This is a genomic window from Paenibacillus sp. MCAF9 (assembly GCF_052114265.1).
GTDB lineage: Bacteria > Bacillota > Bacilli > Paenibacillales > Paenibacillaceae > Pristimantibacillus.
This window is the reverse complement of the sequence record NZ_JBFREL010000012.1, coordinates 26,136-49,370: the sequence shown is the minus strand read 5'-3', so window position 1 is coordinate 49,370 and position 23,235 is coordinate 26,136. Positions and strand designations below refer to the sequence as shown.

General features: G+C 44.1%; 17 protein-coding genes. 11 read left to right on the top strand and 6 right to left on the bottom strand.

What is annotated here, in order from left to right; genetic code table 11:
* Positions 1-17: 17 nt before the first annotated feature.
* A complete protein-coding gene (locus AB4Z45_RS19075) occupies positions 18-938 on the bottom strand; it encodes an ABC transporter permease (RefSeq protein WP_441910893.1) in 921 nt (306 codons plus the stop codon).
* Positions 939-1,085: 147 nt separating this feature from the next.
* Here AB4Z45_RS19075 and AB4Z45_RS19070 point away from each other — a divergent pair, with 147 nt between their 5' ends.
* Entirely contained in the window at positions 1,086-1,832 is a 747-nt protein-coding gene (locus AB4Z45_RS19070; RefSeq protein ID WP_441910891.1) for a glycoside hydrolase family 16 protein, read from the top strand.
* A gap of 186 nt (positions 1,833-2,018) precedes the next feature.
* On the opposite strand, the gene AB4Z45_RS19065 is transcribed toward AB4Z45_RS19070, so the two are convergent.
* A complete protein-coding gene (locus AB4Z45_RS19065) occupies positions 2,019-2,774 on the bottom strand; it encodes an SDR family NAD(P)-dependent oxidoreductase (RefSeq protein WP_076266514.1) in 756 nt (251 codons plus the stop codon).
* A gap of 152 nt (positions 2,775-2,926) precedes the next feature.
* On the opposite strand from AB4Z45_RS19065, the gene AB4Z45_RS19060 reads away from it, so the two are divergent.
* Positions 2,927-4,180: a helix-turn-helix domain-containing protein gene (locus AB4Z45_RS19060; RefSeq protein WP_441910889.1), complete on the top strand. Its 1,254-nt coding sequence runs from the start codon at positions 2,927-2,929 to the stop codon at positions 4,178-4,180.
* A 163-nt stretch (positions 4,181-4,343) separates the two neighbouring features.
* On the opposite strand, the gene AB4Z45_RS19055 is transcribed toward AB4Z45_RS19060, so the two are convergent.
* Positions 4,344-4,955 (bottom strand): TetR/AcrR family transcriptional regulator, encoded by a 612-nt coding sequence (locus AB4Z45_RS19055; protein WP_441910887.1) that lies wholly within the window; start codon positions 4,953-4,955, stop codon positions 4,344-4,346.
* Positions 4,956-5,184: 229 nt separating this feature from the next.
* Here AB4Z45_RS19055 and AB4Z45_RS19050 point away from each other — a divergent pair, with 229 nt between their 5' ends.
* Positions 5,185-6,684 (top strand): DHA2 family efflux MFS transporter permease subunit, encoded by a 1,500-nt coding sequence (locus AB4Z45_RS19050; protein WP_441910885.1) that lies wholly within the window; start codon positions 5,185-5,187, stop codon positions 6,682-6,684.
* A gap of 100 nt (positions 6,685-6,784) precedes the next feature.
* Here the strand turns inward: AB4Z45_RS19050 and AB4Z45_RS19045 are convergent, their stop codons facing one another.
* Complete coding sequence (locus AB4Z45_RS19045; protein WP_441910883.1) at positions 6,785-7,387, bottom strand: TetR/AcrR family transcriptional regulator; 603 nt, start codon at positions 7,385-7,387, stop codon at positions 6,785-6,787.
* A 136-nt stretch (positions 7,388-7,523) separates the two neighbouring features.
* Here AB4Z45_RS19045 and AB4Z45_RS19040 point away from each other — a divergent pair, with 136 nt between their 5' ends.
* On the top strand, positions 7,524-8,786 hold the full coding sequence (locus AB4Z45_RS19040; protein ID WP_441910882.1) for an MFS transporter: 1,263 nt from the start codon (positions 7,524-7,526) through the stop codon (positions 8,784-8,786).
* Positions 8,787-8,872: 86 nt separating this feature from the next.
* The gene (locus tag AB4Z45_RS19035; protein ID WP_441910880.1) at positions 8,873-9,457 is read left to right on the top strand and encodes a Crp/Fnr family transcriptional regulator; all 585 of its coding nucleotides are present in this window, start codon (positions 8,873-8,875) and stop codon (positions 9,455-9,457) included.
* Between the two features lie 5 nt (positions 9,458-9,462).
* Here the strand turns inward: AB4Z45_RS19035 and AB4Z45_RS19030 are convergent, their stop codons facing one another.
* Positions 9,463-10,185: a DUF4386 domain-containing protein gene (locus AB4Z45_RS19030; protein ID WP_441910879.1), complete on the bottom strand. Its 723-nt coding sequence runs from the start codon at positions 10,183-10,185 to the stop codon at positions 9,463-9,465.
* Positions 10,186-10,312: 127 nt separating this feature from the next.
* Here AB4Z45_RS19030 and AB4Z45_RS19025 point away from each other — a divergent pair, with 127 nt between their 5' ends.
* The 4 genes from AB4Z45_RS19025 to AB4Z45_RS19010 all read left to right on the top strand — a co-directional run bounded on the left by AB4Z45_RS19025 (position 10,313) and on the right by AB4Z45_RS19010 (position 13,669).
* On the top strand, positions 10,313-11,233 hold the full coding sequence (locus AB4Z45_RS19025) for an alpha/beta hydrolase (protein WP_441910878.1): 921 nt from the start codon (positions 10,313-10,315) through the stop codon (positions 11,231-11,233).
* A gap of 278 nt (positions 11,234-11,511) precedes the next feature.
* Positions 11,512-12,321, top strand: a complete 810-nt coding sequence (locus tag AB4Z45_RS19020; RefSeq protein WP_441910876.1) for an SDR family NAD(P)-dependent oxidoreductase — start codon at positions 11,512-11,514, stop codon at positions 12,319-12,321.
* 125 nt (positions 12,322-12,446) lie between these two features.
* Complete coding sequence (locus AB4Z45_RS19015) at positions 12,447-13,181, top strand: SDR family NAD(P)-dependent oxidoreductase (protein ID WP_441910874.1); 735 nt, start codon at positions 12,447-12,449, stop codon at positions 13,179-13,181.
* Positions 13,182-13,249: 68 nt separating this feature from the next.
* Positions 13,250-13,669, top strand: coding sequence for a MarR family winged helix-turn-helix transcriptional regulator (locus tag AB4Z45_RS19010; RefSeq protein WP_441910872.1), 420 nt, complete (start codon positions 13,250-13,252; stop codon positions 13,667-13,669).
* Positions 13,670-13,816: 147 nt separating this feature from the next.
* Here AB4Z45_RS19010 and AB4Z45_RS19005 read toward each other — a convergent pair whose 3' ends face one another.
* Positions 13,817-16,546 (bottom strand): S-layer homology domain-containing protein, encoded by a 2,730-nt coding sequence (locus AB4Z45_RS19005; protein WP_441910871.1) that lies wholly within the window; start codon positions 16,544-16,546, stop codon positions 13,817-13,819.
* A 907-nt stretch (positions 16,547-17,453) separates the two neighbouring features.
* Here AB4Z45_RS19005 and helD point away from each other — a divergent pair.
* The gene (gene helD / locus AB4Z45_RS19000) at positions 17,454-19,868 is read left to right on the top strand and encodes an RNA polymerase recycling motor HelD (RefSeq protein ID WP_441911000.1); all 2,415 of its coding nucleotides are present in this window, start codon (positions 17,454-17,456) and stop codon (positions 19,866-19,868) included.
* A gap of 167 nt (positions 19,869-20,035) precedes the next feature.
* Positions 20,036-23,107: an ATP-binding protein gene (locus AB4Z45_RS18995; protein WP_441910870.1), complete on the top strand. Its 3,072-nt coding sequence runs from the start codon at positions 20,036-20,038 to the stop codon at positions 23,105-23,107.
* The last annotated feature ends 128 nt before the right edge of the window (positions 23,108-23,235 follow it).

Genomic DNA, 23,235 nt, shown 5'->3' with positions numbered 1-23,235 from the left:
TATCTGCCCTCTCTTTCTTAAAAAATGCTGTCGCCAGTTAATTTCTTGGATGTGTAATTGGCCAAAAATAATAGCCCTAACGCCACAATGGAGCGGACAAACAAGACGGCTGTTGAGAAGGAATGGCGCCCAGATACCAAGCCCATGTTATAGATGTACAAATCCAGGCTTTCGGCCATCTTCATGTTCATGTTGTTCTTCAACATAAAGATCTGTTCAAAGTTGCTGCCGAGTATCCCGCTGACAGCGAGGATGAACAAAATAGCGATGGTAGGACGTATGCTTTGAATGGTAATATGCCACATCCGCTGCCAACGGTTGGCGCCATCGAGCTCCGCTGCCTCATATAGCCCTGGATCAATGCCAGCGATTGCAGCGATATAAATGATGGCACTCCAGCCCGTTTCCTTCAGCGTATCGGAGAAATAGGTAATCCACCAAAAATATTTAGCGTCACTATTAAACAAAACTTCGCGATCCTGCAATCCGAGCGCCATCATCAGTTGGTTGATGACACCGCCCTCGCCCAGCCAATTGAGCATAATGCCGCCAAAAATGGTCCAGGCAATAAAGTGCGGAAGGTATGAAATGGTTTGTACTGTGCGCTTAAATCGAATCGTCCGTATTTCATTAAGCATCAGGGCGAAAAAGATGGGAATGGGAAAACCTAGCAGCAGCTTGATGCTGCTCATCCCTAGCGTATTGCGGATCGAGCGCCAAAAACGGTCATCCGTAATAAAATCTTGAAAGTGTTTCAGCCCTACAAAGGGTGATTGCAGCATGGGCTTGGCGATACTGAAGTCCATAAATGCAATAATCAGCCAAAACATTGGAATATAACAAAAGATGAACATCCATATAATGCCTGGGATTACCATGCTTTGCAATTGCCACTGCCTAAAAAAAGTTTTTATTTGTCCCATCCTGTTTTGAAACATGTTCTGCGCCCCCTTCCTTTTCATCGTATGAAAATAGACCTAGGAAAAAAAGGCCATGATTTTTGACCCTATCCCATTTTTTTGGATTTGTTTGACTGGGCGTCAAAATTAAGTATGCTGTGAATAAATGAAGGGAGTGTGCAAGGGATGAGCAAGCTTTTATGGGAGCAGGATTTTTTAAATAGAAGCACCGATTTGAGCGCATGGAACATTCGCCTTGGCAACGATTTGCTTGATAATGATGGCAAACCAATAGACCCGGGCTGGGGCAATGGGGAACAGCAGTTTTATACCGGACATGCTAACAATCTATATATCGATGAATTGGGGCTAAACCTATGCGCGCGACGTGAAGCCATTGAAAAAGACGGTCGACAATTTACGTACACCTCGGCCCGTATAGATACAAAAGACCACCTCTCCTTTTGCTATGGAAAGCTTATCGTTCGCGCAAAGCTGCCAGTAGGACAGGGGTTATGGCCAGCCATATGGCTGCTCCCGCAGCATCAGGCTTACGGTCCTTGGCCTGCCTCTGGCGAGATTGACATTATGGAAGCTAAAGGCCGCTTGCCGAGGCAAGTATCCGGAACGCTGCACTACGGGAAGGATTGGGACCATAAAGTTACCGATGAGTTCTCCTACCAGCTTGAACAGGGAACCATTAACGAATTCCGTGATTATTCATTGGAATGGGATGCTAGCTCCATAAGGTGGCTGGTAGATGGACATTGCTTCGCCGAGCGCCCTATGGAGCCGGGCATTATGCCCTTTGACGAGCCTTTTTATTTGGTGCTTAACCTTGCTGTTGGGGGCTGGTATGACAATGTGGCGGTGGATGAAACAGCGCTGCCAGCGGTCATGACAGTTTCAAACATATGGCTGTATCAAAGTTGAAAAAATAGCTGCTTGGGATCGTTTGTGGGGGAAGAAGAATAGACGGAGTTACAACTGTAAAGCCAAGAGTAATAGGGCATACCCTTATTGGGGATGCCCTATTTTCGCTATAGTCTGGATGGGGGGAAACTTTACTCGCGTATACTTTGAACGGATTGAATTCAGTAAAAAAGAATTCTCATTCGTTTAAAGTGTCAGCCCACCATCGACCAGTACGATGGAGCCCGTCATGTAGCTGGAGCGATCGGAAGCAAGGAATGTGACTACCTCCGCTAGCTCGTCCGGCTTAGCATAGCGGCCCATACGCATATTTCCGACTTCCTCTGGCACATATCCACCGGACATGAAAGCCTGTTCTACGCTCTTCGTCAGAGCCGTTTCCACACCACCTGGACAAATGCCGTTGATACGGATGCCTTTTTTCACATACTCGATTGCCGCACCTTTCGTCAGGCCGACAACCGCATGTTTGCTGGCGGAATAAGCGGATGCGCTGTGCTCACTTTTGACTCCAGCTGTCGAAGCGGTATTAATGATCGTTCCGCTTTCTTGTTCCTCCATTACCTTTAATACATATTTCATACCGAGGAAGACGCCCCGGACATTAACGTTCATAATTCGGTCGAACTCGTTCTCATCAATATCCGCGAGCTTCGAGAACTTCTGTACAACGCCGGCATTGTTGAAGAAAATATCGATACGTCCGTAAGTATCGACGGCCGCTTTTACATAACGCTGAACATCCTCGCTTTTTGACACGTCGGCCGGTACGAAGATGGCTTCGCCGCCCTGTTCCTGAATCATTCGAACCGTCTCTTGACCGGATTCCTGATTAAAATCAACAGCGACAATCGTTGCGCCGTTGCTGGCCATTTTCAAGCTGCTTGCACGGCCGATGCCGCTCCCTGCTCCAGTAACGATAGCTATTTTATTTTCCAACATATGAGTTCATCCCTTTCGAGTGTAATAGCAAAGGATCTTTGCTTTCTTCATTGTAATGCGCTTTCATTTTTGAAAATTGTATTTTTCAACGATTTGTAGTACTTTCTTATCATCTTCTTTTTTAACCTTAATCGTACCCAATGGAGGTTCGTATGAATAAGCTCTCTGAGCTGGTTGTTTTTGGCCAGCTTCTCTCTGATGTGATTGGAATCCCTGTATTTATCATTCATCCGGGTCGGGCAATTGAAGCGGAATATGCAGACCGTTCGCTTCAGTCTAATCCTTACTTTACGTCCATTCGTGAACAGGTGGCGGGCTACGCTTATGCGCTTTATGCTGCAGAGCAGCCGGTTCATTTTACCCGATCACGGCTCCAATATTTTTTTGTGAATGCGATGGATGAGAACCAGCTTACTGGCACGCTTGTCGTCGGTCCGTACATGAATGAGAAGCCGCAAGAGGGTGAATGGAACGAGACCATAAGCTCCCTCCCCATTGATAACCGGAGGCATTTATTGGAGCTGTACGAAGAGATTGCGCTGCTCTCCACGGAGCGCATAGCCGCATGTAGCCGAATGATTTATTATGTGCTTCGCAGGCAGCTCGTTGACTCGTCGATTAGTCTTCTAGCGGATGCAATGTCGATGCAGGAACCGGTTGTGGAGAAGAAAGAGCCGGATGCTGAGCTGTCGCGAAGACGTCGAAGCGGTATGCTGCACGCCAACCTGTCGCATGAGCGTGTCATGCTGCACTATGTGCGTAGCGGAGAGCGGGAGAGAATAAGAACATTCGTCATGGAATCCATCATTGCCGAGGACGAGTTTGGCGTGCTGGCCAAGCGGAGCAGGATTCGAAGCGAGAAGAACCTGATGATTACGGGAATCGCCCTGATTTGCCGAGCTGCAATTGAAGGAGGAATGCACGAGGAGGATGCGTTTACGCTGAGTGATTTCTATATTCAGCAGCTGGAGGAGAAGGATACGCTGCAAGCGATAAGCGCCATCATGACCGAGGTACTGTTCGACTTCGTTGACCGGGTCTCGGAGGTTCGCCGGGGTCACTACTCACCCGCAATACAGGATAGTCTTCACGAAATCGCTAACCATTTATATGGTGACATTACTCTTGAACGGCTAGCCGAGAGTGCGAATCTTAGCCCCAACTACTTGTCGAGCCTATTCAAGAAGGAGGTTGGACTGACTATTTCCGAGTATGTCCAGCGTGAACGGATTGAGGAAGCGAAGAGGCTGCTCACACTGACCGATTATCCGATTACCGATATCGCAGCATGGCTGAACTTCAACGATCAAAGCTATTTCAACAAGGTATTTAAAAAATGGAATGGAATGTCTCCGAAGGCATATAGGAAGAGTGAACGGCGTCCGGCGCAAAAATATTCGGAATGAAGTGTAAAAAAACACTTACATCGGGAATATATAACAAAAAGATGATGGAGTGTTGATGTCATCGCAACCATATAGCATTTAAAGCAACAATACTGAAAACATAGATAAGCTCTCAGTAGAACTGATTCGTTCGACTGAGAGCTTATTTATGTTTTCGGAGAAGTTATTCCAGATCTACGAGCTGGTCTGTATTTTGATGCAAACGGAACAGCTGAGAGAGCTGCTTGGCAAGAAAAAGCGGGGTATAAGGCATATCATTGCGAAGCCAGCAGACAATTGTACCAATAAAGGCGGAGGAGCCGTACCAGATTGCAATATCTTTTGATATGATTACGGCCGGTTTAGATGAGGAGTTGTTTTGGTACTCTCTTCTGCTAGTGATAAGATCAACAATTAAATTCGAAAGCTTATCCGTGAAGATTGGTATGCGCTGTGAAGCGAGCAGGACCTTATAAAACTTAGAGTTTTCAGCAATATGCTCGAGCACTTTAAGTAGAATGGACCAATCCAAATCAGTAGAACGAGGCTGATTTCGAATGTCATGAAGAATAGTATGTATTTCATTAATCATGTCGTCTGATAATCTCTCAAGCATTTCCGGAATATCTCGGTAATGAAGATAGAATGTAACACGATTGATGGTCGCGCGTTCCGCAATACGATTCACAGTTATTTTTTCTAGATCCGTCTCCTGCAGCAAATCCACAAAGGCATCTCGAATCAATTGACGCGTGCGAAGTACACGTGGATCCATTCGCGGTGTTGTAGTTGACATAGGTACTCATTTCCTTTCCCTACAAATGATTTAAACGACAAGAATAGTTATTTATGTAGTTTATTCTCGGTATAGACGACAGAATCTGATGATCTGTAAACTAATAAACATTTTCAAAAAATCTGTAGTTTGTAAATTAGGCGTGATGTAATTATAATCTTTTACATTGAGTTTATTATACTACAAAGTGTTTATTAAATTCACGAACAATTTGAAGGGATTGAACATCATGAGTACAAGTTTAGCTTTTGACAGTAATTCAATTAAGAAAGGTCCCTTGTTGTTTGTCATGATACTGGGTGCGTTCATCGCAGTTCTGAATCAGACGATAATGAGCGTTGCGCTGCCAGAGTTGATGATTGACTTTAGCATTGAGGCGTCTACAGCGCAGTGGCTGACAACCGGATACATGCTGGTTAACGGGGTGCTTATTCCAATCACTGCATTCTTAATGCAGCGTTTTACGACCCGTGAGCTGTTTCAGTCTTCCATGATCATTTTTCTCGTCGGTACGATTGTTTCGGCAGTTGCGCCTAACTTCGACATTTTGCTAACTGGCCGCCTTATTCAAGCCGCTGGAGCGGGGATTATTATGCCGCTGTTAATGAATGTTATTCTGACCGTATTTCCTCCTGATAAGCGCGGAGCTGCCATGGGAATGGTTGGATTGTCTATTATTTTTGCTCCTGCAATTGGGCCTGCAGTCGCTGGTTATGTCATGGAGCATTATTCATGGCGTACGATGTTTTATGGCATGCTTCCAATTGTCGTCCTCATTATTGTGGTTGCTTATATTTTCTTGAAAAATGTAGCTGAACGAACCTATCCTAAAATTGATATTTTGAGCGTCGTTCTGTCAACAGTCGGATTTGGTACCGTTCTTTATGGCTTCAGCAGTGCTGGAAGCAAAGGCTGGTCAAGCGCGGAAGTGATTGCATCGATTGTTATTGGTGTGGTTTCATTGATTTTGTTTACATGGAGACAGCTGATTTCGAAGGATCCGCTTCTGGATCTAAGAGCTTTTAAATACAGCATGTTTTCCCTAACCACCATTATTAATATTGCTGTAACCATGGTCATGTATGCAGATATGATGCTGCTTCCGCTCTATTTGCAGAGTGCACGTGGATACACCGCTTTGGAGTCAGGGCTGCTTATGCTCCCTGGTGCGCTTCTAATGGGACTTATGATGCCGGTAACAGGAAAGCTATTCGACCGGTTTGGAGCAAAATGGCTGTCCATCATCGGTATGGCTATTACGATTATCACAACGATCGGCTTCGTTAATCTGACCGATTCGACTAGCTATACGTATTTAGTGCTGATGTCCACAGGACGACGCTTCGGTATGGCAATGTTCCTGATGCCAATCACTACGGCAGGTCTCAACCAACTGCCTGCAAGACTAAATGCGCATGGTACTGCAATATCCAACACCATCAAACAGGTAGCTGGCGCAATAGGTACTTCTCTGCTTGTTACGGTAATGGCTAGCCGGACAAAGGCACATCTTCTAGACATGTCTGCAGCAGGCGACGCGGCTAATTTTTCGAAGGAGCATATTATGATGGAGGCTTCTATTCAAGGGATTAATGATGCGTATCTTGTCATCATTGGAATCGGAGTAGTAGGTCTGGTGCTTTCCTTCTTCATTAAGCGTGTAGGGCAAGCCGAGGAAGCAGAAGATACTAAAATAGCTCTGAACCGAAAAACAGCTGTTGAGGCGTAAGGAATAACGGCAGTCAATTTTCCTAAATGTTTGCTCATTATAAATTATTAAGAAGAGCCTCGTGACTACTCACGAGGCTCTTTTTGTGGCTTGAAATCATCTAACTGGGTTCGCGTAAGCACGCTGTTTTTAAATAAGCAGCAAAGCTCTTAATATTCATCCGGATATGCTGATTATTGCCTTCAAGCTTGCTCATCATAATGCCGCCCTGCATGATGGAAAGGGAGAAGGTAGCCAGCGCCTCTATATCAAGGTCTGCCTTAAATTCACCGCTTTGCACACCATCGGAAATGATTTTTTTCTTGGCTTCCAATGTACCTTGCAGGGCTTGCTGGGCTCTCTCACGTAAGCCTGGATGACTGTCGTCGCTTTCAATAGCAGTATTAAGGAGCGGGCAGCCCCCGATGAACGGAGGCGCTTCAACGACATTCTCATATATTCGCAAATACGCCAGCAGCTTGCCGGAGGCCGTTTCCTGTTGACTGATTGCATGAGCAAGCTGAGCCCCAACAATACGCCCGGCATAACTAAAGGCTTCAAATGCAATCTCATCTTTACTGGAAAAATGACGATAAATGCCGCCTTTCTTAATGCCTGTCAGCTCTGTTATATCAGATAAGGATGAGCCCGAATATCCCTTTTGGTTAAAAAGTTCAGCGGCTTTCGTTATGATGTAATGGCGTGTCTTTTCACCTTTCTCCATCGTCATCCCCCCGTACGTAACTGTATTTGTACACGTAGTATATCAAACGAATTTGCACTCTTGCAAAACATACCATCTATGTTATCATAAAAGATACCGAACGGTATCTTTTATGAGCGGCAGGGGTGAAATGATAATGGGCACAACATGGTTTAAGGAATCCAGCTACGCATGGATTGGATTAGGGTCTCTTTGGATTATTGGATTTATTGGTGCATTGACCAGGTTCAGCATGTCTTTTTTTCAGGTGCAAATAGCAATGGATTTACAGATTAGCAGGGGATTTATTTCGATGGCATGGTCGACTAATTTATTAATTACAGCGATATGCGCTCCTTTGGGTGGCTGGCTTGTAGATCGTTACGGTGCAAAAAGGATATTGTTTATAAGTGCAGTCTTAAGTACCTTGGGTACTGGCGTTGTCGTGTTAGGGAACCAGCCTACCTTGTTTTTCATTGGATATGGCGTAATCTCTGGTTTAGCTGGTATTGGGCTGACGACAAGTTATATATTGATGTTTGAATGGTTTAGGCATCATCGTGCTAAAGCAATGGCGCTGCTTGGGAGTGCTTCCTCTGTAGGATTAGCGATTATTACGCCAATTTTTGTATCCGCGGGATGGCTGACTTGGAAGGATGCTTTTATGGCTTCTTTTGCCCTAGGAATAGTTGTGACATTACCTGTCATTTGGCTGGGAATTAAGAGCTCTCAACAGCAAAATATAAATAAAGCTCAAACCGATCGTCCAGTAGAGGTCGTAAAGCATGGTATACCGCTTAAAGTAACAACAGCACCTAAGAAATTTGTCTATCTTCCTATCTTTGTCGTTGTCGCTATTGCGCTGTTTACCTGCGGTATTAATATGGGTTCCGTCGAAATGAACTTGGTAGCTATACATCAGTTGGCAGAAGTGTCACCAAGCATGATCGCCTTATCCATGAGTATACTTGGAATTATGGAAATTACGGGGGCTCTCATTTGCGGCTATTTTCTGGATCGATACAATAAATTAATGATGATGTCCATATTGTATGGCATACGTATTTTGGGTTTTGTTTTCCTCTTTATGCACTTGGGAAGCTCACCTATTGTATTTGCAATTGCGTTCGGAATTACTTACTTAACCGCAGTACCGGGAGGAATCCTTGTCATTAATGAATTTGCAAAAGGGAAAGGAAAACATACGGGTGTCCTTCTTCTATTTCATCAGGGAGGCGGTATAGTGGGGGCATTAATCGGAGGCTTATCTTTTGACTATTTTGGTAATTATCAGAACCTGATTTTTGTTGATATCCTAATCTGTATCCTCGTAACGCTAGGTTATTTCATATTATTTACGACACATAAACGGAAGGTTCGAATCCCCAATAATAAGGTTGCAGCAAGCGAGGCGCTTTGACTTATTTTAGGGGCAGATGCGCTTTAAAATTGGCTATCTAGATGATATGCTGAACCGTAAAGCGGTATTGATGAAAGGATAACGAAATGAAAAGCATATTGTTTAAATATATGACTAAATTTACGTCTCTTAGCGATGAGGAACAACAGGCTATCGTCGATGACATCCTTATCGATGAATATAAAAAGGGAACAGTACTCCTTAGACAAGGAGATGTTCCCACAAAGTGTTATTTCGTGCTGAAGGGCATTGTCAGACAGCACTTAATAGATGAAGCGGGAAAAGAGGTTACATCGAATTTTTTCACAGAAGAGCAAGCCGTATCGATCTTCAATCGTCATCAGCAAAATAAACCGTCCGCGTACAACTTAACTTGCCTTGAAGATTGTATATTGGTGGTTGGGGAGCTAGATGATGAAAAAGGCATGTTCAATAAACACTTACAACTCGAATCGATGGTACGCATAATGGTAGAAGAAAATCTGGGTGAGGTGCAAGATGAGTTGACATCATTCATTGCTTCTGCACCTGAAGAACGCTACAAAGCGCTTTTGCGAAAAAGGCCTCATCTCGTCGATCGTGTACCCCAACATCAATTGGCAAGCTATCTTGGCATAACGCCAGAGTCATTAAGCAGAATCAAGAAACGGGTCAACAACAGTGATAGTTAAGGAAGCTATCTTTCACTTTTGGGGAGCTTTCCTCCTCTGAGCAGCAGCCAAATTCCAAAGCCTAGCTCTCCTGCAATCATTGGCGCCATAAATACGACATTAAGTACATCAATTACCCCATTATATTGTGAAAGAAACGTTTTGCTAAGGTGAACGACGATATAGCCTATTGAAGCAAGCAGCAATAAAATGCTGATCACTTTAGGAATACGGTTTGATTTTAAAGCCACATAGCCCACAATGAACAAATGCCCGCCAAAAACGATCAATCCAATAGACCATACCGATTGGAATGCCTCAAGAAATAGCATCATAAGTGATTGCGTTTGTTCGATGCTGAATGAGACCAACTGGTCTGTATTTTTCGAGAGCAGCCATACAAGGATCAAGTTTAAAATGGCAATTCCGAGTATTGTCGTATAGGTAAGACGGAGCCATGCACCTAGCAATGAAAGGCTCTTATTCAATGGCTCTAGGAACACATAAAAGGCCCAGGTGACTAGAATGTCAGAAATCATAATGATGACCCAGCCAAAGATTTCACCTTTGAAGAGGTTATTTGATGATACGATGTTGTTGAATGTGGCGCTGGCATCGCCCTCCACAACAAGGCTCCCATGGACAAAGCCATAGGAAAAAAATGAGGCAAGAGTCATGATGATAAGTGAAATGCCAGCCGTTAGTGCAGCAGTTCGCTGATTTGATTTTTCTTGTACGGTGAAATTCATAAGAAAGCCTCCTATAGATCCTGTATTGTTTTCATTTTAACTAGGAGGAGTATGACTGGTCATTGACTTAAATCAAGGAAGAGGGATTTTTAAATTCATGAATACGCCTCAAACCTATAATCAATCGGTGGATTACTGGAAGCAATATCAGAAGTTTTTTCCTGAAGAAATGCAGATAAATGAAAACGGATTGCCAAAAGAAGAATGGATGACTTATAACAATGTTCATATTCATCTGGATCGTATGCCTGCTCCGGATGCAAAATTAAAAATTATTTTCATCCATGGCGCTGGCGGGAATGGCAGATTGCTGGCCCCATATGCACGAATACTGCAAACCTACGGTTACGAAGTGGTATCTCCGGATCTGCCACCGTATGGCCTAAGCTATGCAAAATCTGCAAAACAATTAGATTATCAGCTTTGGATTGACATACTTACTGCGTTAATTGATGAGGAATTGAAGCGGGACGGTAAACCGATTATTTTGCTGGGCACTAGTATAGGAGGCATGTTAGCTTATCACACCGCAGTACAAAGTAAGCAAGTGAAAGGATTAATAGCAACAACATTTGTTGATACAAGTGATTCCAGCGTTCGTGATCAATTAGCCCCTAACAAACTCATTAGCCGGTTGGGGAAATTTTCGATGGACAGTTTTCCTAATCTGTTAGATTCCTTACTTATCTCTGTTAATCGTGTATCTCGTATGAAATTAATTACGAACAATGTCGAGTTGACCAAGCTTATTATGAATGATGCTCATGCCGCAGGCACGAAGATTCCTTTGCGCTTATTAAGAACGTTCATGAATATGAAACCGGCAATAAAACCTGAGCATTTTGATGTTTGTCCGGTTTTGCTCGTCCATCCTCAATTGGATCCTATGACTCCGTATAGCTTCAGCAAACCATTTTTTGAAAAAATAAAAAGCAAAAAGGAATATGCAGCTTTAGAAGGGGCAGGCCATTTTCCAATTGAACAGCCGGGGCTGGAGCAGATGAATGCTGCGGTGCTTTCTTTTTTGAAAACAATAGAGAACGAATAATAAGTAGAACAACTATTCATATCGACTTAAAAAGCCCTTTTGCGTAAAGCAAAAGGGCTGATATACGTTCATATGCTGTACGATTCTAACGATGGCGTTTGTCCCTATTTTTCTTGCGTATTTCCGATACCAAATTGTACCCTTGCACGATAATAATTAATTTGATAATATTTAGACATCGAATAGTTAGACGTCTAAATATAATGCGATCATAAAGCTCGTATTATACGATCATATTACTTTATCGTGAGTGTCTCTAAGGAAGGGGTTTACGATTAATGGGAAGAATGAACGAGAAAGTGGCGCTTATCACTGGAGGAGCTTCAGGCATAGGCTTGTCCGCAGCTAACTTGATGGCAAAAGAGGGAGCAAAAGTAGTCATTGCCGATTTTAATGCTGAGGGGGCCAAAGAAGCTGCCGAAAATATTAAAATTCAAGGCGGCGAAGCCGTTAGTGTATTTCTTGATGCCGGGGACGAAGTGTCCATTAAGGAAGCAGTTGAATTTACGGTACAACAATATGGTAAAATCACGAGCCTGTTCAACAATGTTGGCTCGACAAACCTGAAGAAGGATATAGATGTTGTTAACGTTGATCTGGATGAGTGGGATCGGCTTATGAATGTTAATTTAAAGAGTGTTTTACTCGGCTGCAGATTTGCTATCCCTCATATGATTCATGCTGGCGGGGGCTCGATTATTAATACAGCTTCTATGGCGGGTTTTCATGGAGATGCAGTTCGGGTTGCATACGGAGCTTCGAAGGCAGGTGTTATAAATCTTACCAAATATATCGCTACCCAATATGGGAAGAATAACATTCGTTGTAATGCAGTAGCACCTGGATTGATTTTGACGCCAGCTGCTAAAAATAATATGCCCTCGGAGGTATTGGATATCTTCGCTAAATATAACGCACTGCCTTATCACGGAGAACCCGATGATATTGGACATACCGTCCTGTTCCTGGCTTCAGATGAATCCAGATTTATTACGGGACAGACGATTCAGGTTGAGGGAGGGCATTATATTGCAAACCCATCCGTCCCTGATTTCGAGCAATATATGAAACTGGCACAGCATCCATAACAGTTGAAGCTTGCGACTGAAGCGGCCAGCCAAGGTATGCTGACATGAATAATAAAAATTCGCTATGCGGTATTAATGATAGGAACAAATAGCAGATCAATCAAATTACGTTAGGAGAATGCGATATGGGGAAATTGGACAATAAAGTAGCAATCATTACTGGTGGGGCATCGGGTATAGGCGAACACATGGTTAATCTGTTTGCACAAGAAGGAGCTATCGTCATTGCCGCAGACATTAATGAGGCAGCTCTTGAATTGGCAAGTCAAAAACAGAATGTTTACGGAATGAAATTGAATGTTGCCTCTGATGATGATTGGCAGGCGCTGGCAAAGGATGTTCATGATCGTTTTGGTAAAATTGATATTCTCGTCAATAACGCTGGCATTTCTTCTGAAAAACCATACGAGCAAATCAATATCGAGGATTGGCAGAAAATGCTCTCCATTAATGGGTTTGGCCCATTTGCCGGGATGAAGCATGTCACTCCCTATATGGCAGCCCAAAAGAAAGGCTCCATCGTTAATATTTCTTCATACACGGCTTTGATCGGCCAAGGCTTTAATCACTATTCAGCCTCTAAGGGTGCGGTTCGCGCGATCTCTAAAGCGGCGGCTACAGCCTTTGGCCGTCAAGGCATCCGGGTAAACGTACTATTTCCTGGGATCATTGAGACACCAATGACACAAGCTTTAAGCACCTCAAAGGACCTATTAGATCGCTTAATCCAGGCCACACCTCTACAGCGTTTAGGCCAACCTGACGATATCGCCCAAGCAGCATTGTTCTTAGCTTCTGATGATTCTTCGTATATTACAGGATCTGAGTTAGTAATTGATGGTGGATACTCAGCCCAATAATGTGTAATATGATGACAGCCCTTAATTTTAATTAAGGGCTGTCATTTATGTGCACCAAGGAGGTATTTATGGAAGAGCAAACCATCTTCAATCTCATACATAACATGGACAAATTTACCAATAAAATGATTATTCAGTGGAACAAGTCATTCAATGAGGACTTAGGTGTTTCTCATGTGCTTGTGCTCGGCCATCTTAAACAAAACGGAAAGAGCAGGCCATCGGATATTGCAAAAATATTAGGGCTTACCCCGCCTACGCTTAGTTATTTATCAGAAAAACTTGTCGCCAAGAAATTAGCCGTCAGATTAATGGATGAGTCTGATCGTCGAATTATTTATTTGGGCATTACCGACAAAGGGGCAGATATTCTTAAAAGAGCACAGCTGGAGGGGCAACGGCTGCGTACAAATTTATTAGACAAATTGACTGAGCAGGAGCGGGAGCAGCTAGCCAATCTGTATAGTAAGCTGAATAAAGAGGACTAGATTTTCTGTATACGCACGATTGTGGTTGCGGTGAATAGTACTGGAGTTTGTTAAAAAGAGGATAGGTAAAGCTTTGCAAGCTGCCTATTATTTAAAATATGCCTAAGATCGTCCTATGGACGGTCTTAGGCATATTCTCATTTATGCTTATTTCTTTAATTGAAGCAAATTGATAATGATCGTTACTGCTTCGGCTCTTGTAGCCGTATCGTTAGGTACAAATAGGTTACCGCTGCGTCCGCTTATGATTCCCAATTCCTTCACTGCGGCTACCGAACCTTTTGCCCATACTGGAATTTGGCTATCATCAGCAAAATTTGTCACTGTAGCAGCTGTTGTATCTGCTTTAGCAGCTCTAGCCATCATAACTGCTAATTCTGACCGAGATATGCTCGCTGCTGGACGGAAGCTGCCGTCTTCATAGCCATTTACAATCTTCGCTTCGGATGCTTGCGCAATGGCCTTCTGAGCCCATTCTGCAATGTGATCTGTGAAACTCAGCTTAGTATCGTTGTCGGCAGGTTTTAGCGCATTCATCAGCATAACTGCAAATTCAGCGCGTGTTACTGTAGCATTTGGCTTGAACGTTCCGTCGCTGTAACCTTTGACGATCCCTTTGCTTACCGCTTGTTTAATCTGAGCTTCCGCCCAATGTCCTGTAGTATCACTAAAGTTGGATGAGTCTGTTACTGGCAATCCCGTTGCTTGGTCTACAACGAGTACAGCATACTTCGTAAAGTGATCGACCTCTACAGCAATATGGCTGCCGTTAATTTTGCCGCCGTTAACCTTCACCCATTCCTTCTTCACTTCATCAAAGTAGAAGATTGCGACCGTTTGATTACTGTTCAGTTTGGCTGAATCGAATGCAAACGTCAAAGTAACCGGTTTATTGAAGTTTTCAGGGAAGTTTTTTAGAACCTCATAGATCGAGCTCGCGAGAAGCTCATTTTTGCTAAGCAGATTTTGAGAATTCAATACTTTCTCGATCGATAATTTCAGCTCTTTGCTACTAGCACTGGCTGGAATGGTTATAACGAGCTCATTGTCCAATCTAACCTCGCCGGCTCTTCCAACGGGAAGCGTTAGGCTCCCATTCGTGGAGATGACTGGTTCGGAGCTGTTGCTTGAACCACCGCCGTTATTTCCATTGTCTACTGAACCATTGTCATGAGCAGCTCTTGTTATCGTTGCTGTATATTTAGTTCCAGTGCCATCCTGAGCAATGACGAATAGTTCAATCCGATTGCTGCCTACATTAAGGGGAAGCTCACTGCTTGTTTCTCCATTCGCTAAGCTAATCGGACCAGCTACAAGTATATTGGCACTATTGTATACACTTGCTGTCACAGTGCCATACGTCGAGTCACTGACCGTAGCCGATATAGTAATGCTGGACAAAGAGTTAGGCACATTGCCCGTATAGGCGTATACATTTTCGCTTACCGTTTGATCTAATGTCACATTGCTTAAGGTTAATGTTTTCAAGCTTGCACTAGAGCTCAATGTTCTAAAATCAACTTCATTACCGTAGCTTACTCCAATTTCATTTATCACATATGCACGTGCATAATAGATTGTAGCGGATTGAAGTCCTGTGAGATGAACAGAAAAGGCATCTGCCCCATCTAATTCAGCTAAGGATTTGCCATCTATTACAGTAGGGTTTGGATGAGTGGAGTAAACGATTCCCCGTTCTGTAACCTCACCGCCGCCATCTGAAGTTACTGTTCCTCCTGCGATTGCCGACATAGAGTTAATTTGACTCACTTCTAGATCCGTTTCAACAGTTGCAGGCTCAATAGAGGAAGCTACAAAACGGTAAGTATTAGAGTAAGTTGTATAACCATCGTCATTCCTAGCTGCAACTTTCCAATAGTAGGTTGCTCCATCTTCTAACTCTATTTCGAATTCCTTCATATCTAAGTTATTTTCTTCGATATCGGTGATACTGTCCCAATTAATAAATTCCGAATCAGTAGAATAAATAAATTCATAAGAAACGGCATTGGCAGCAGTCTCCCACTGGAAAGTTGGAGATAGGGGAGCGAATGTACCATCTGCTGGACCTATGAGCTGGGTATAACCCGGAAACAGTTCATTATTCAATAAAATCGGCTCATACTGAGCGTGACGAATCATTGTATAGCTGCCTTGATCATCCGGAATAAATTGAATGGCTTGCTTAGCGGTTAAGCTCTTCTCTCTCAGAGAATACGTTACATAGTCGCCTATGTCACTTTCTTGTATTCCGATTAAGGCATTTGAACCAAAAGGTTCATTAGCTAAACGTTCTGGATCATAAGGTAAGTGGATGGCCATAAGATTAGGGTATTGCAGTTGAATAACATTAGTAGATTCATATAAGATGACTTGGAAGGTTCCGAAGGGGTTCATATTAGAGTTGCAACAAAAGCGCATATTCGTATATTGTAATACAAATTTCCGATTTGGTGCTTCTCCAATCGTTTTGTAGAGGACTGTACCATCCGGCTCTAGCGAAAGATCAGCAAAAAAAGCTGTAATATAGTGATTTGGACTCTCTAAAGGCAGTTCTTCTAGGCTTTCAGGTGTTCCGTAATCATCGGTAGGATTGTTGAACATGAGCAGGCCGTTGGTATTAGCATAAACCTGTTCATTTTTTGTCCCGTAGAAATCAAACGAAAATCCAATTGGAATAGCGCCGGACACACCATCATCGGAATCATCAAAGTCTATCTTGGTTGCATCCTCATAAATGGGCTCAATAGGTTGATTCGCTGGTAATGCACTAGCAGCGTAAGCTTCTGAAGAATGTAGGGTAGACCCCCAACTTACCATAACCACAAAAGCTAAACCTAGCAATAAACTTTTACGTATGTTCTTGACTATCCGCACGTTTTACTTCCCCTTTTCCCTTTTCAAAATGATTGGCGGCTCTAAACTTACGCAGTTCTCCCGCATCATTTAACGCCACTATCAAATATAAATTATTATTCAAGTTACAAATAGTGTGCGTTGTCACCAGTTTTGTCATATGACAAGTTTATTTAGGCTTGGAAGAGCTACCGGAGAAGGATTTTATAAATAATCGAATCTGAATTTCATTAAACCGGATTTTTTGAAAAGTTAGTTCTATATCGTTACAAAAGAAAAGGAGCTGTCCCAAGTAGATGTATCTACGCTTGGAGCAGCTCCTATTTTTTATGAAGCTTAGGCAGAACGATGTCCCCCCTTAGCATATTTACAGCTTACGAACCTAGCAGGTCTTATTTCAACCATTTGTAGTGGATTAAAAATGTATCGAATCCTGGAATCGTTATTTCGAGAAAAGCAGCTCATAACACGTAAAAAAGCATGAAATAACGTTAATACGATTCGTTAAAATAGAGCAGAAGTCGTTTTCTGCATAATAAGCATCATACAGTTTGTTAGAGAAATGGTCTTGGGATTATGCGCTGTCCGTCCAGATAAATGAAGCTCGTTATTTGTTCATGTAACTAACATTCTTGTTTTAAGAGTGCTATGAATCCAGCAAGCTGGCTGCTTTTGAGACAGCCTCTTTTCAAGTGGTATGAGCTAAATTAAAAAGACCTCGGCAGACGCTGCCGAGGTCAACTATATAAATAAATTGCGCACAAAGAAGGACTATGTTAATATTAATGAACTACTGATCATTTTATGAAAAATTCACAGATTTATTACATCTTATCTACACTATTATCTTATCACATGAATTTACAGTTTGTCAAATGTTCTTTTACTTCTCCAGACCAAACTAACAAGGAGCGTGTTCAGGAGGATGATGAATGCAAAAGATTGGCAGCAAGAGCAGGAACGGTTGGATATGGTTACGAAACAGCTGCAAGCAAGTATCGCTGAGCTAGAGCCTGAAGTGGATCAGCTTCGCGATCAGGCGGCGGACATCCGCAAACGTTTTTGGGAAGAGGTTACGGTCGATACGAGCACAGACGAAGATTTTGAAGAGACCTTCTTAACGATTAAGCAGCAGTCTGCGGTGTTGTCTGAACGGGAACGAAGCCACCAGCAGCTGAAGAGGCAGTGGAAGAGTATGAACCGCTTGCTGCCTTCTCCCTATTTTGGGCGTATCGACTTTCATGAGGATGGTCTTGAATCCAAGGAGCAAGTGTATATCGGCGTATCGTCCTTCGTCGATGCAGATGGCATGAGCTTCCTAGTGTATGACTGGCGTACACCTATAGCGAGTGTATACTACGACTATTCGCCAGGGGCGGTCGCTTTTGAAACACCAGGTGGGCATGTGGCTGGGAAAATGGAACTGAAAAGGCAATACCAGATTCGGGGCGGGCAGATTCAGAATTTGTTCGACTCAAGCTTAACTATAGGCGACGAACTGCTTCAGCAGGTGCTTGGCAAAGGCGCAGATGCACAGATGAAAAGTATCGTTGCAACCATTCAAAAGGAGCAAAATGAGATTATTCGCAATGACAATAGCCGAATGCTCATTGTGCAAGGAGCCGCGGGCAGCGGGAAAACCTCTGCGGCACTGCAGCGTGTGGCGTACTTGCTGTACAAACACCGCGAGAGGCTAAAAGCTGACCAAATCGTGCTTTTCTCGCCCAATCCGATGTTTAACAGCTATGTCTCTACCGTTCTTCCCGAGCTTGGCGAGGAAAATATGCAGCAGACGACCTTTCAGGAATATCTGGAATATTGGCTTGGACGGACATTTCGTCTGGAGGACCCGTTCGATCAGCTCGAATATGTGCTGACGGAAGAATCCGATGCGGGATACGAGGCGAGGATGAAGGGGATTCAATACAAGTCGTCGGAAGTTTTTCTTCAAGCTCTCCGAAACTATGCTTTATGGCTGGGACAGAAGGGCATGCGATTTCAGGCGATTCAGTTCCGAGATCGTGAATTAATTACCGCGGAGCAAATGAAATCGCAATTTTACAGCTACGACCCCTCCATCCGCTTGGTCAATCGTGTCGTTTTACTGCAGGAGTGGATAATGCGTGAGCTGGTCATGCTGGAGCGTAAGGAGCGGGACGAAAGCTGGGTGGAGGAGGAACTCAACTACCTCGATAATGATCAATATGCGGCAGCCTATCAGTTTTTGCGTAAAGACAAAGGGATCTTCGAGTTTGCAGAGCAATATGTCGAAGCCTATAACATCATGAACAATAAGCACCAGCAAGAGGACGATGTATTTGATTTTGCCCAGCAGGAGGAAGAGCTGCTGCGCCGAATGGTTGTGAAAGAAAACTTTAAACCGCTGAGGCAAAGTGTGAGACGGTTGTTATTTATAGATATGGTTGGTATTTATGATCAATTGTTCAGTGATAATAATGCCTATCAGGAAATGACGAATAAAATTGTTTCGCCTAGTAATTGGACAGAAATATGCAAGCAAACGAAAGAGAAGCTGGGCAAGCTCGAATTGTTTTATGAAGATGCGACACCATACTTGTATTTAAAAGAACTCATTGAGGGTATTCGGACCAATACGGAGGTTCGGCATGTATTTGTTGATGAGGGCCAGGATTACTCGATGTTTCAATATGAATTTCTCAAAAAGCTGTTTCCCCGTGCTCAAATGACGGTGCTCGGTGATTTCGGCCAGGCGATCTTTACGCAGGCGACGAACTTGCACGAGATGGATTCGCCGCTTATAAGGCTTTATGGCGAAGGAGAAACGAGACGCTTCTTTCTCGTTCGCAGCTATCGCTCCACCCGAGAAATTGTGGAATTTACGAGGTTGTTGCTGCCATACGGGGAGGCAATCGTGCCCTTCGAAAGAGGTGGCAAGAAGCCGCTTCTCTTTAAGGCGGATAGCAGTGAGAAACGAGTGGAAAGAATCGCGGCAGATCTTGCTGTCCTTCAAGCTGAAGGCTTCGAATCTATCGCTGTCATTACAAAGACAGCGACTGAGAGCTGTGATGCCTACGAAGCGTTGACTGACGCGGGCTGTCAGGCGCTTCGGCTCATTACGAAGAAGACGCCTACCTTCGAGAATGGAGTGCATATCATTCCCGCGTATCTTGCCAAGGGAGTGGAATTCGATGCCGTGCTGATCTACGATGCTTCTTCGCAGACCTATCATCGGGAAAGCGAACGCAAGCTTTTCTATACGGCATGTACACGTGCGATGCACCAGCTTATCCTCTACACGACAGGAGATTGGACACCTTATATTCAAGCCGTGGATCGTTCCTTGTATGATTTGGAGCAATGAGAAATTGATGCACGTTTATTAGATAATTATTTTTGGTCCGATCGCTACTTTTGGGAAATAAGCTTGAGATATAAAAATTTTGAAATCATTAGGCTTATGTTCCATTTTCACGATTTAATATTTAAAATCAAAGGAATTACTTTGGTTTTGTCGAAATAGGTTGGATTATGATGACAAAAAGAAAAGCGGTCCTTATTACAGGGTCATTCTTTATCACCTTATTCCTCATTCGAATCATCTGGGCTTTTCTTCAGGCGTCACCAGAGCACCCTCGTGCGGTTCGGGGCGAGTTGGATTTGCGCGGCTTCGACTTCACCAAGGATCGCACGGTTACAGTAGACGGAGAGTGGGAGTTCTATCCCGGCAAGTTTGTGATGCAAAGCGAGTCGAACACAATCTCATCCGAAGAGGGAAGGATGTTCATTCATGTTCCCGGAAAGTGGAACCTGTCTTTATCCGCGAACAACTCGCCATATGGCTATGGCTCCTATCGTCTGCGCGTCAAGGTCAACCCGGATAATGAACTAACCTATGGCATCCGCGTTTCGAACGTGCGTACTTCGTCCGAGCTATATGTGAATGATCGTTTTTTGGCGAGAGAGGGTCAGCCGGCAAAGATCAAACAGCAGTATACAGCCCGAAGCATGCCTTATACCGCTACTTTCAAGGCCGATACAGGCGAAATCGATATTGTCATACAAGTTGCGAATTATGACAACAGTATACGAGGCGGTGTAGTAGGATCAATCAAGTTCGGCAGTGAACTTGCGGTGGAGAAAGAAGTAGGGTTTTCCATTAACATGCAGTTAGCCGTAAGTGTCGTTTTGATAATTCAGGCCTTGTATGCGTTTATTCTGTATGTGATCGGCACCCGACAAAAAGCGTTGATCTACTTCTTTATGCTCGTTGTTAGTGCCGTTGTCATGACACTGCTCGACGATGATAAGCTTTTGCTAGTTTGGCTGCCGGCCATCAACTATGAGTGGTCCATTAAACTCGTTCTTCTGTCCTTTATTGGAGTAGGAGCCTTCCTACTGCAGTTTGCCAAAAGTCTCTTGCCAGAGCATGCGGAAAACAGAGTGTTCCGCTGGTTCCCCTTGCTTTGTTTGATTGCCACACTGCTGATTGTGTTTTTGCCAGCCAGGTACGCACTGAGCGCATTAGCTGTATACTACACCATAGATTTGCTCGCTTGCTTGTACTGTCTGATGTTCTCACTGCGTACGGCCCTGAAGAGCGATAAGAACGCCATTTATTTGGTCGTTGGTCTAACCTGTGTTTTGACTAATATTATTGGAGGGTATCTCAAGAGTCTGCTAGATATGGGCTATTATCCAATCGACCTGATCGTTGCGTTCCTCGCTTTTGCGTCTTTCTGGTTCAAACGTTATTCCGATACTTTCGCCCAAACGGCGGAGCTCGCCGAGAAGCTTCAGAAAGCGGACAAGCTGAAAGACGATTTCCTGGCCAACACATCCCATGAATTGCGGAATCCGCTGCATGGCATCCTTAACATCGCCCAAACCGTTCTGGATACCGGTATTAAAGATCAGGACGACAAAAACAAAGAGAACATGAAGCTGCTTATTTCCGTAGGCAAGCGAATGTCATACATGCTTAACGATCTGCTGGACATGACGCGGCTTCGTGAGAATGGCATCCGCTTGCATATAGGGAGTGTCCACGTTCAGGGAGTCGCCTCCGGTGTAACCGATATGCTTCGTTTTATGACGGAAGGCAAGTCAATTCGCATCGTCAGCGACATTCCCGACAACTTTCCTAGTGTCATGGCCGATGAAAACCGGCTTACACAAATTTTGTTCAACCTGCTTCACAATGCGGTGAAATATACTGATCAAGGACATATTATAATAAAGGGCGAGGTCAAGGACGGTAAGGCGAACATTGTCGTCGCCGACACCGGCATCGGGATAGATCTAGAGACACAGCAAAGGATGTTTGCTCCCTACGAGCAGGGGGACCCTGGCATAACGGCAATTGGAGGCGGGCTCGGGCTCGGGTTAAGTATATGCAAGCAGTTGGTGGAGTTGCACGGAAGCACGTTGGAGGTTAACTCCATTCCGGGCAATGGTTCGGTATTCAGCTTTACCTTGCAGTTATCCGATTCATCCATCCGATATTACGAGAAGGCTATGATTGCTCCGGTATCGGGTGTTTATGAAGAAGCGGTGGTTTCCGCTTCCTTTGGACTTCGCGGTGACATTTCCAAACTGGAATCAGCGACCGGTTCTGACCGACCAAACATTCTGGTCATAGACGACGATGCTGTCAATTTAAGTATAATGAGCAACCTCCTTACTTCGGAAAAGTATAAAGTCGTCACGGCTGCAAGCGGTCGTGACGCACTTGCCATACTGAATACGAGAGAATGGGATTTGATCATTACCGACATCATGATGCCACGCATGTCCGGATACGAATTGACCCGTATCATTCGTGAGCGCTTCTCCGTCTCGGAGCTACCCATTCTGCTCTTGACCGCCCGCAGTCGACCGGAAGATATAGATACCGGATTCCTGTCGGGAGCCAACGATTACTTGAGGAAACCGGTAGATGCGCTGGAACTGAAATCCAGGGTACGGGCATTGACTGAATTGAGGCAATCGGTGCGCGAAAGACTGCGCATGGAAGCGGCTTGGCTTCAGGCGCAAATTCAACCGCATTTTCTGTTCAACACGCTTAATTCGATAGCCGCACTCAGCGAAATCGATAATGAGAAAATGAGAGCGTTGCTTGGAGAATTCGGCCATTACTTGCGGGCAAGCTTTGACTTTCGGAATTTGGAACGACTCGTTCCGCTTGAGAATGAGCTTGGTCTTGTCCGCTCATATCTGTATATCGAGAAGGAACGTTTTGAGGACAGAATAAACATTCGCTGGGATGTGGATGCAAGGATTCATTTGCAAGTTCCACCGCTCTGCATCCAACCTCTTGTCGAGAACGCAATAAGACACGGCCTGCTAAGCCGTGTTGAAGGCGGAGAAATTCATATCCGAATTACCGCAAAAGAACATGAGGCGGAAATTTCGGTCACAGATAATGGTATAGGGATGGATGAGGAAACGGTACGGCGCGTCCTGGACAGCCGCTTGGACGTAAAGGCGGGAATCGGCTTGTACAATACGGATCGGCGATTGAAACAACTATACGGCAAGGGATTGCTAATCCGGAGTGTTCCGAATCAAGGCACTATTGTCAGTTTTGTCGTGTCAAAATGAGGGAAGAGAAGAGCATTAATTAAGATCTTAAGATTCTAGTGGATAAACCAGGTTTACCTAACAACCATTGCCGACTTAAACAGTCGTCGATGGTTTTTTTTGGTTCAGCAGGTCATTTTTCAGATATA

Coding starts and splice junctions, on each gene's coding strand:
- AB4Z45_RS19075 (WP_441910893.1), bottom strand. CDS start 938: ATGTTTCAAAACAGGATGGGACAAATAAAAACTTTTTTTAGGCAGTGG.
- AB4Z45_RS19070 (WP_441910891.1), top strand. CDS start 1,086: ATGAGCAAGCTTTTATGGGAGCAGGATTTTTTAAATAGAAGCACCGAT.
- AB4Z45_RS19065 (WP_076266514.1), bottom strand. CDS start 2,774: ATGTTGGAAAATAAAATAGCTATCGTTACTGGAGCAGGGAGCGGCATC.
- AB4Z45_RS19060 (WP_441910889.1), top strand. CDS start 2,927: ATGAATAAGCTCTCTGAGCTGGTTGTTTTTGGCCAGCTTCTCTCTGAT.
- AB4Z45_RS19055 (WP_441910887.1), bottom strand. CDS start 4,955: ATGTCAACTACAACACCGCGAATGGATCCACGTGTACTTCGCACGCGT.
- AB4Z45_RS19050 (WP_441910885.1), top strand. CDS start 5,185: ATGAGTACAAGTTTAGCTTTTGACAGTAATTCAATTAAGAAAGGTCCC.
- AB4Z45_RS19045 (WP_441910883.1), bottom strand. CDS start 7,387: ATGGAGAAAGGTGAAAAGACACGCCATTACATCATAACGAAAGCCGCT.
- AB4Z45_RS19040 (WP_441910882.1), top strand. CDS start 7,524: ATGGGCACAACATGGTTTAAGGAATCCAGCTACGCATGGATTGGATTA.
- AB4Z45_RS19035 (WP_441910880.1), top strand. CDS start 8,873: ATGAAAAGCATATTGTTTAAATATATGACTAAATTTACGTCTCTTAGC.
- AB4Z45_RS19030 (WP_441910879.1), bottom strand. CDS start 10,185: ATGAATTTCACCGTACAAGAAAAATCAAATCAGCGAACTGCTGCACTA.
- AB4Z45_RS19020 (WP_441910876.1), top strand. CDS start 11,512: ATGGGAAGAATGAACGAGAAAGTGGCGCTTATCACTGGAGGAGCTTCA.
- AB4Z45_RS19015 (WP_441910874.1), top strand. CDS start 12,447: ATGGGGAAATTGGACAATAAAGTAGCAATCATTACTGGTGGGGCATCG.
- AB4Z45_RS19010 (WP_441910872.1), top strand. CDS start 13,250: ATGGAAGAGCAAACCATCTTCAATCTCATACATAACATGGACAAATTT.
- helD (WP_441911000.1), top strand. CDS start 17,454: ATGAATGCAAAAGATTGGCAGCAAGAGCAGGAACGGTTGGATATGGTT.
- AB4Z45_RS18995 (WP_441910870.1), top strand. CDS start 20,036: ATGATGACAAAAAGAAAAGCGGTCCTTATTACAGGGTCATTCTTTATC.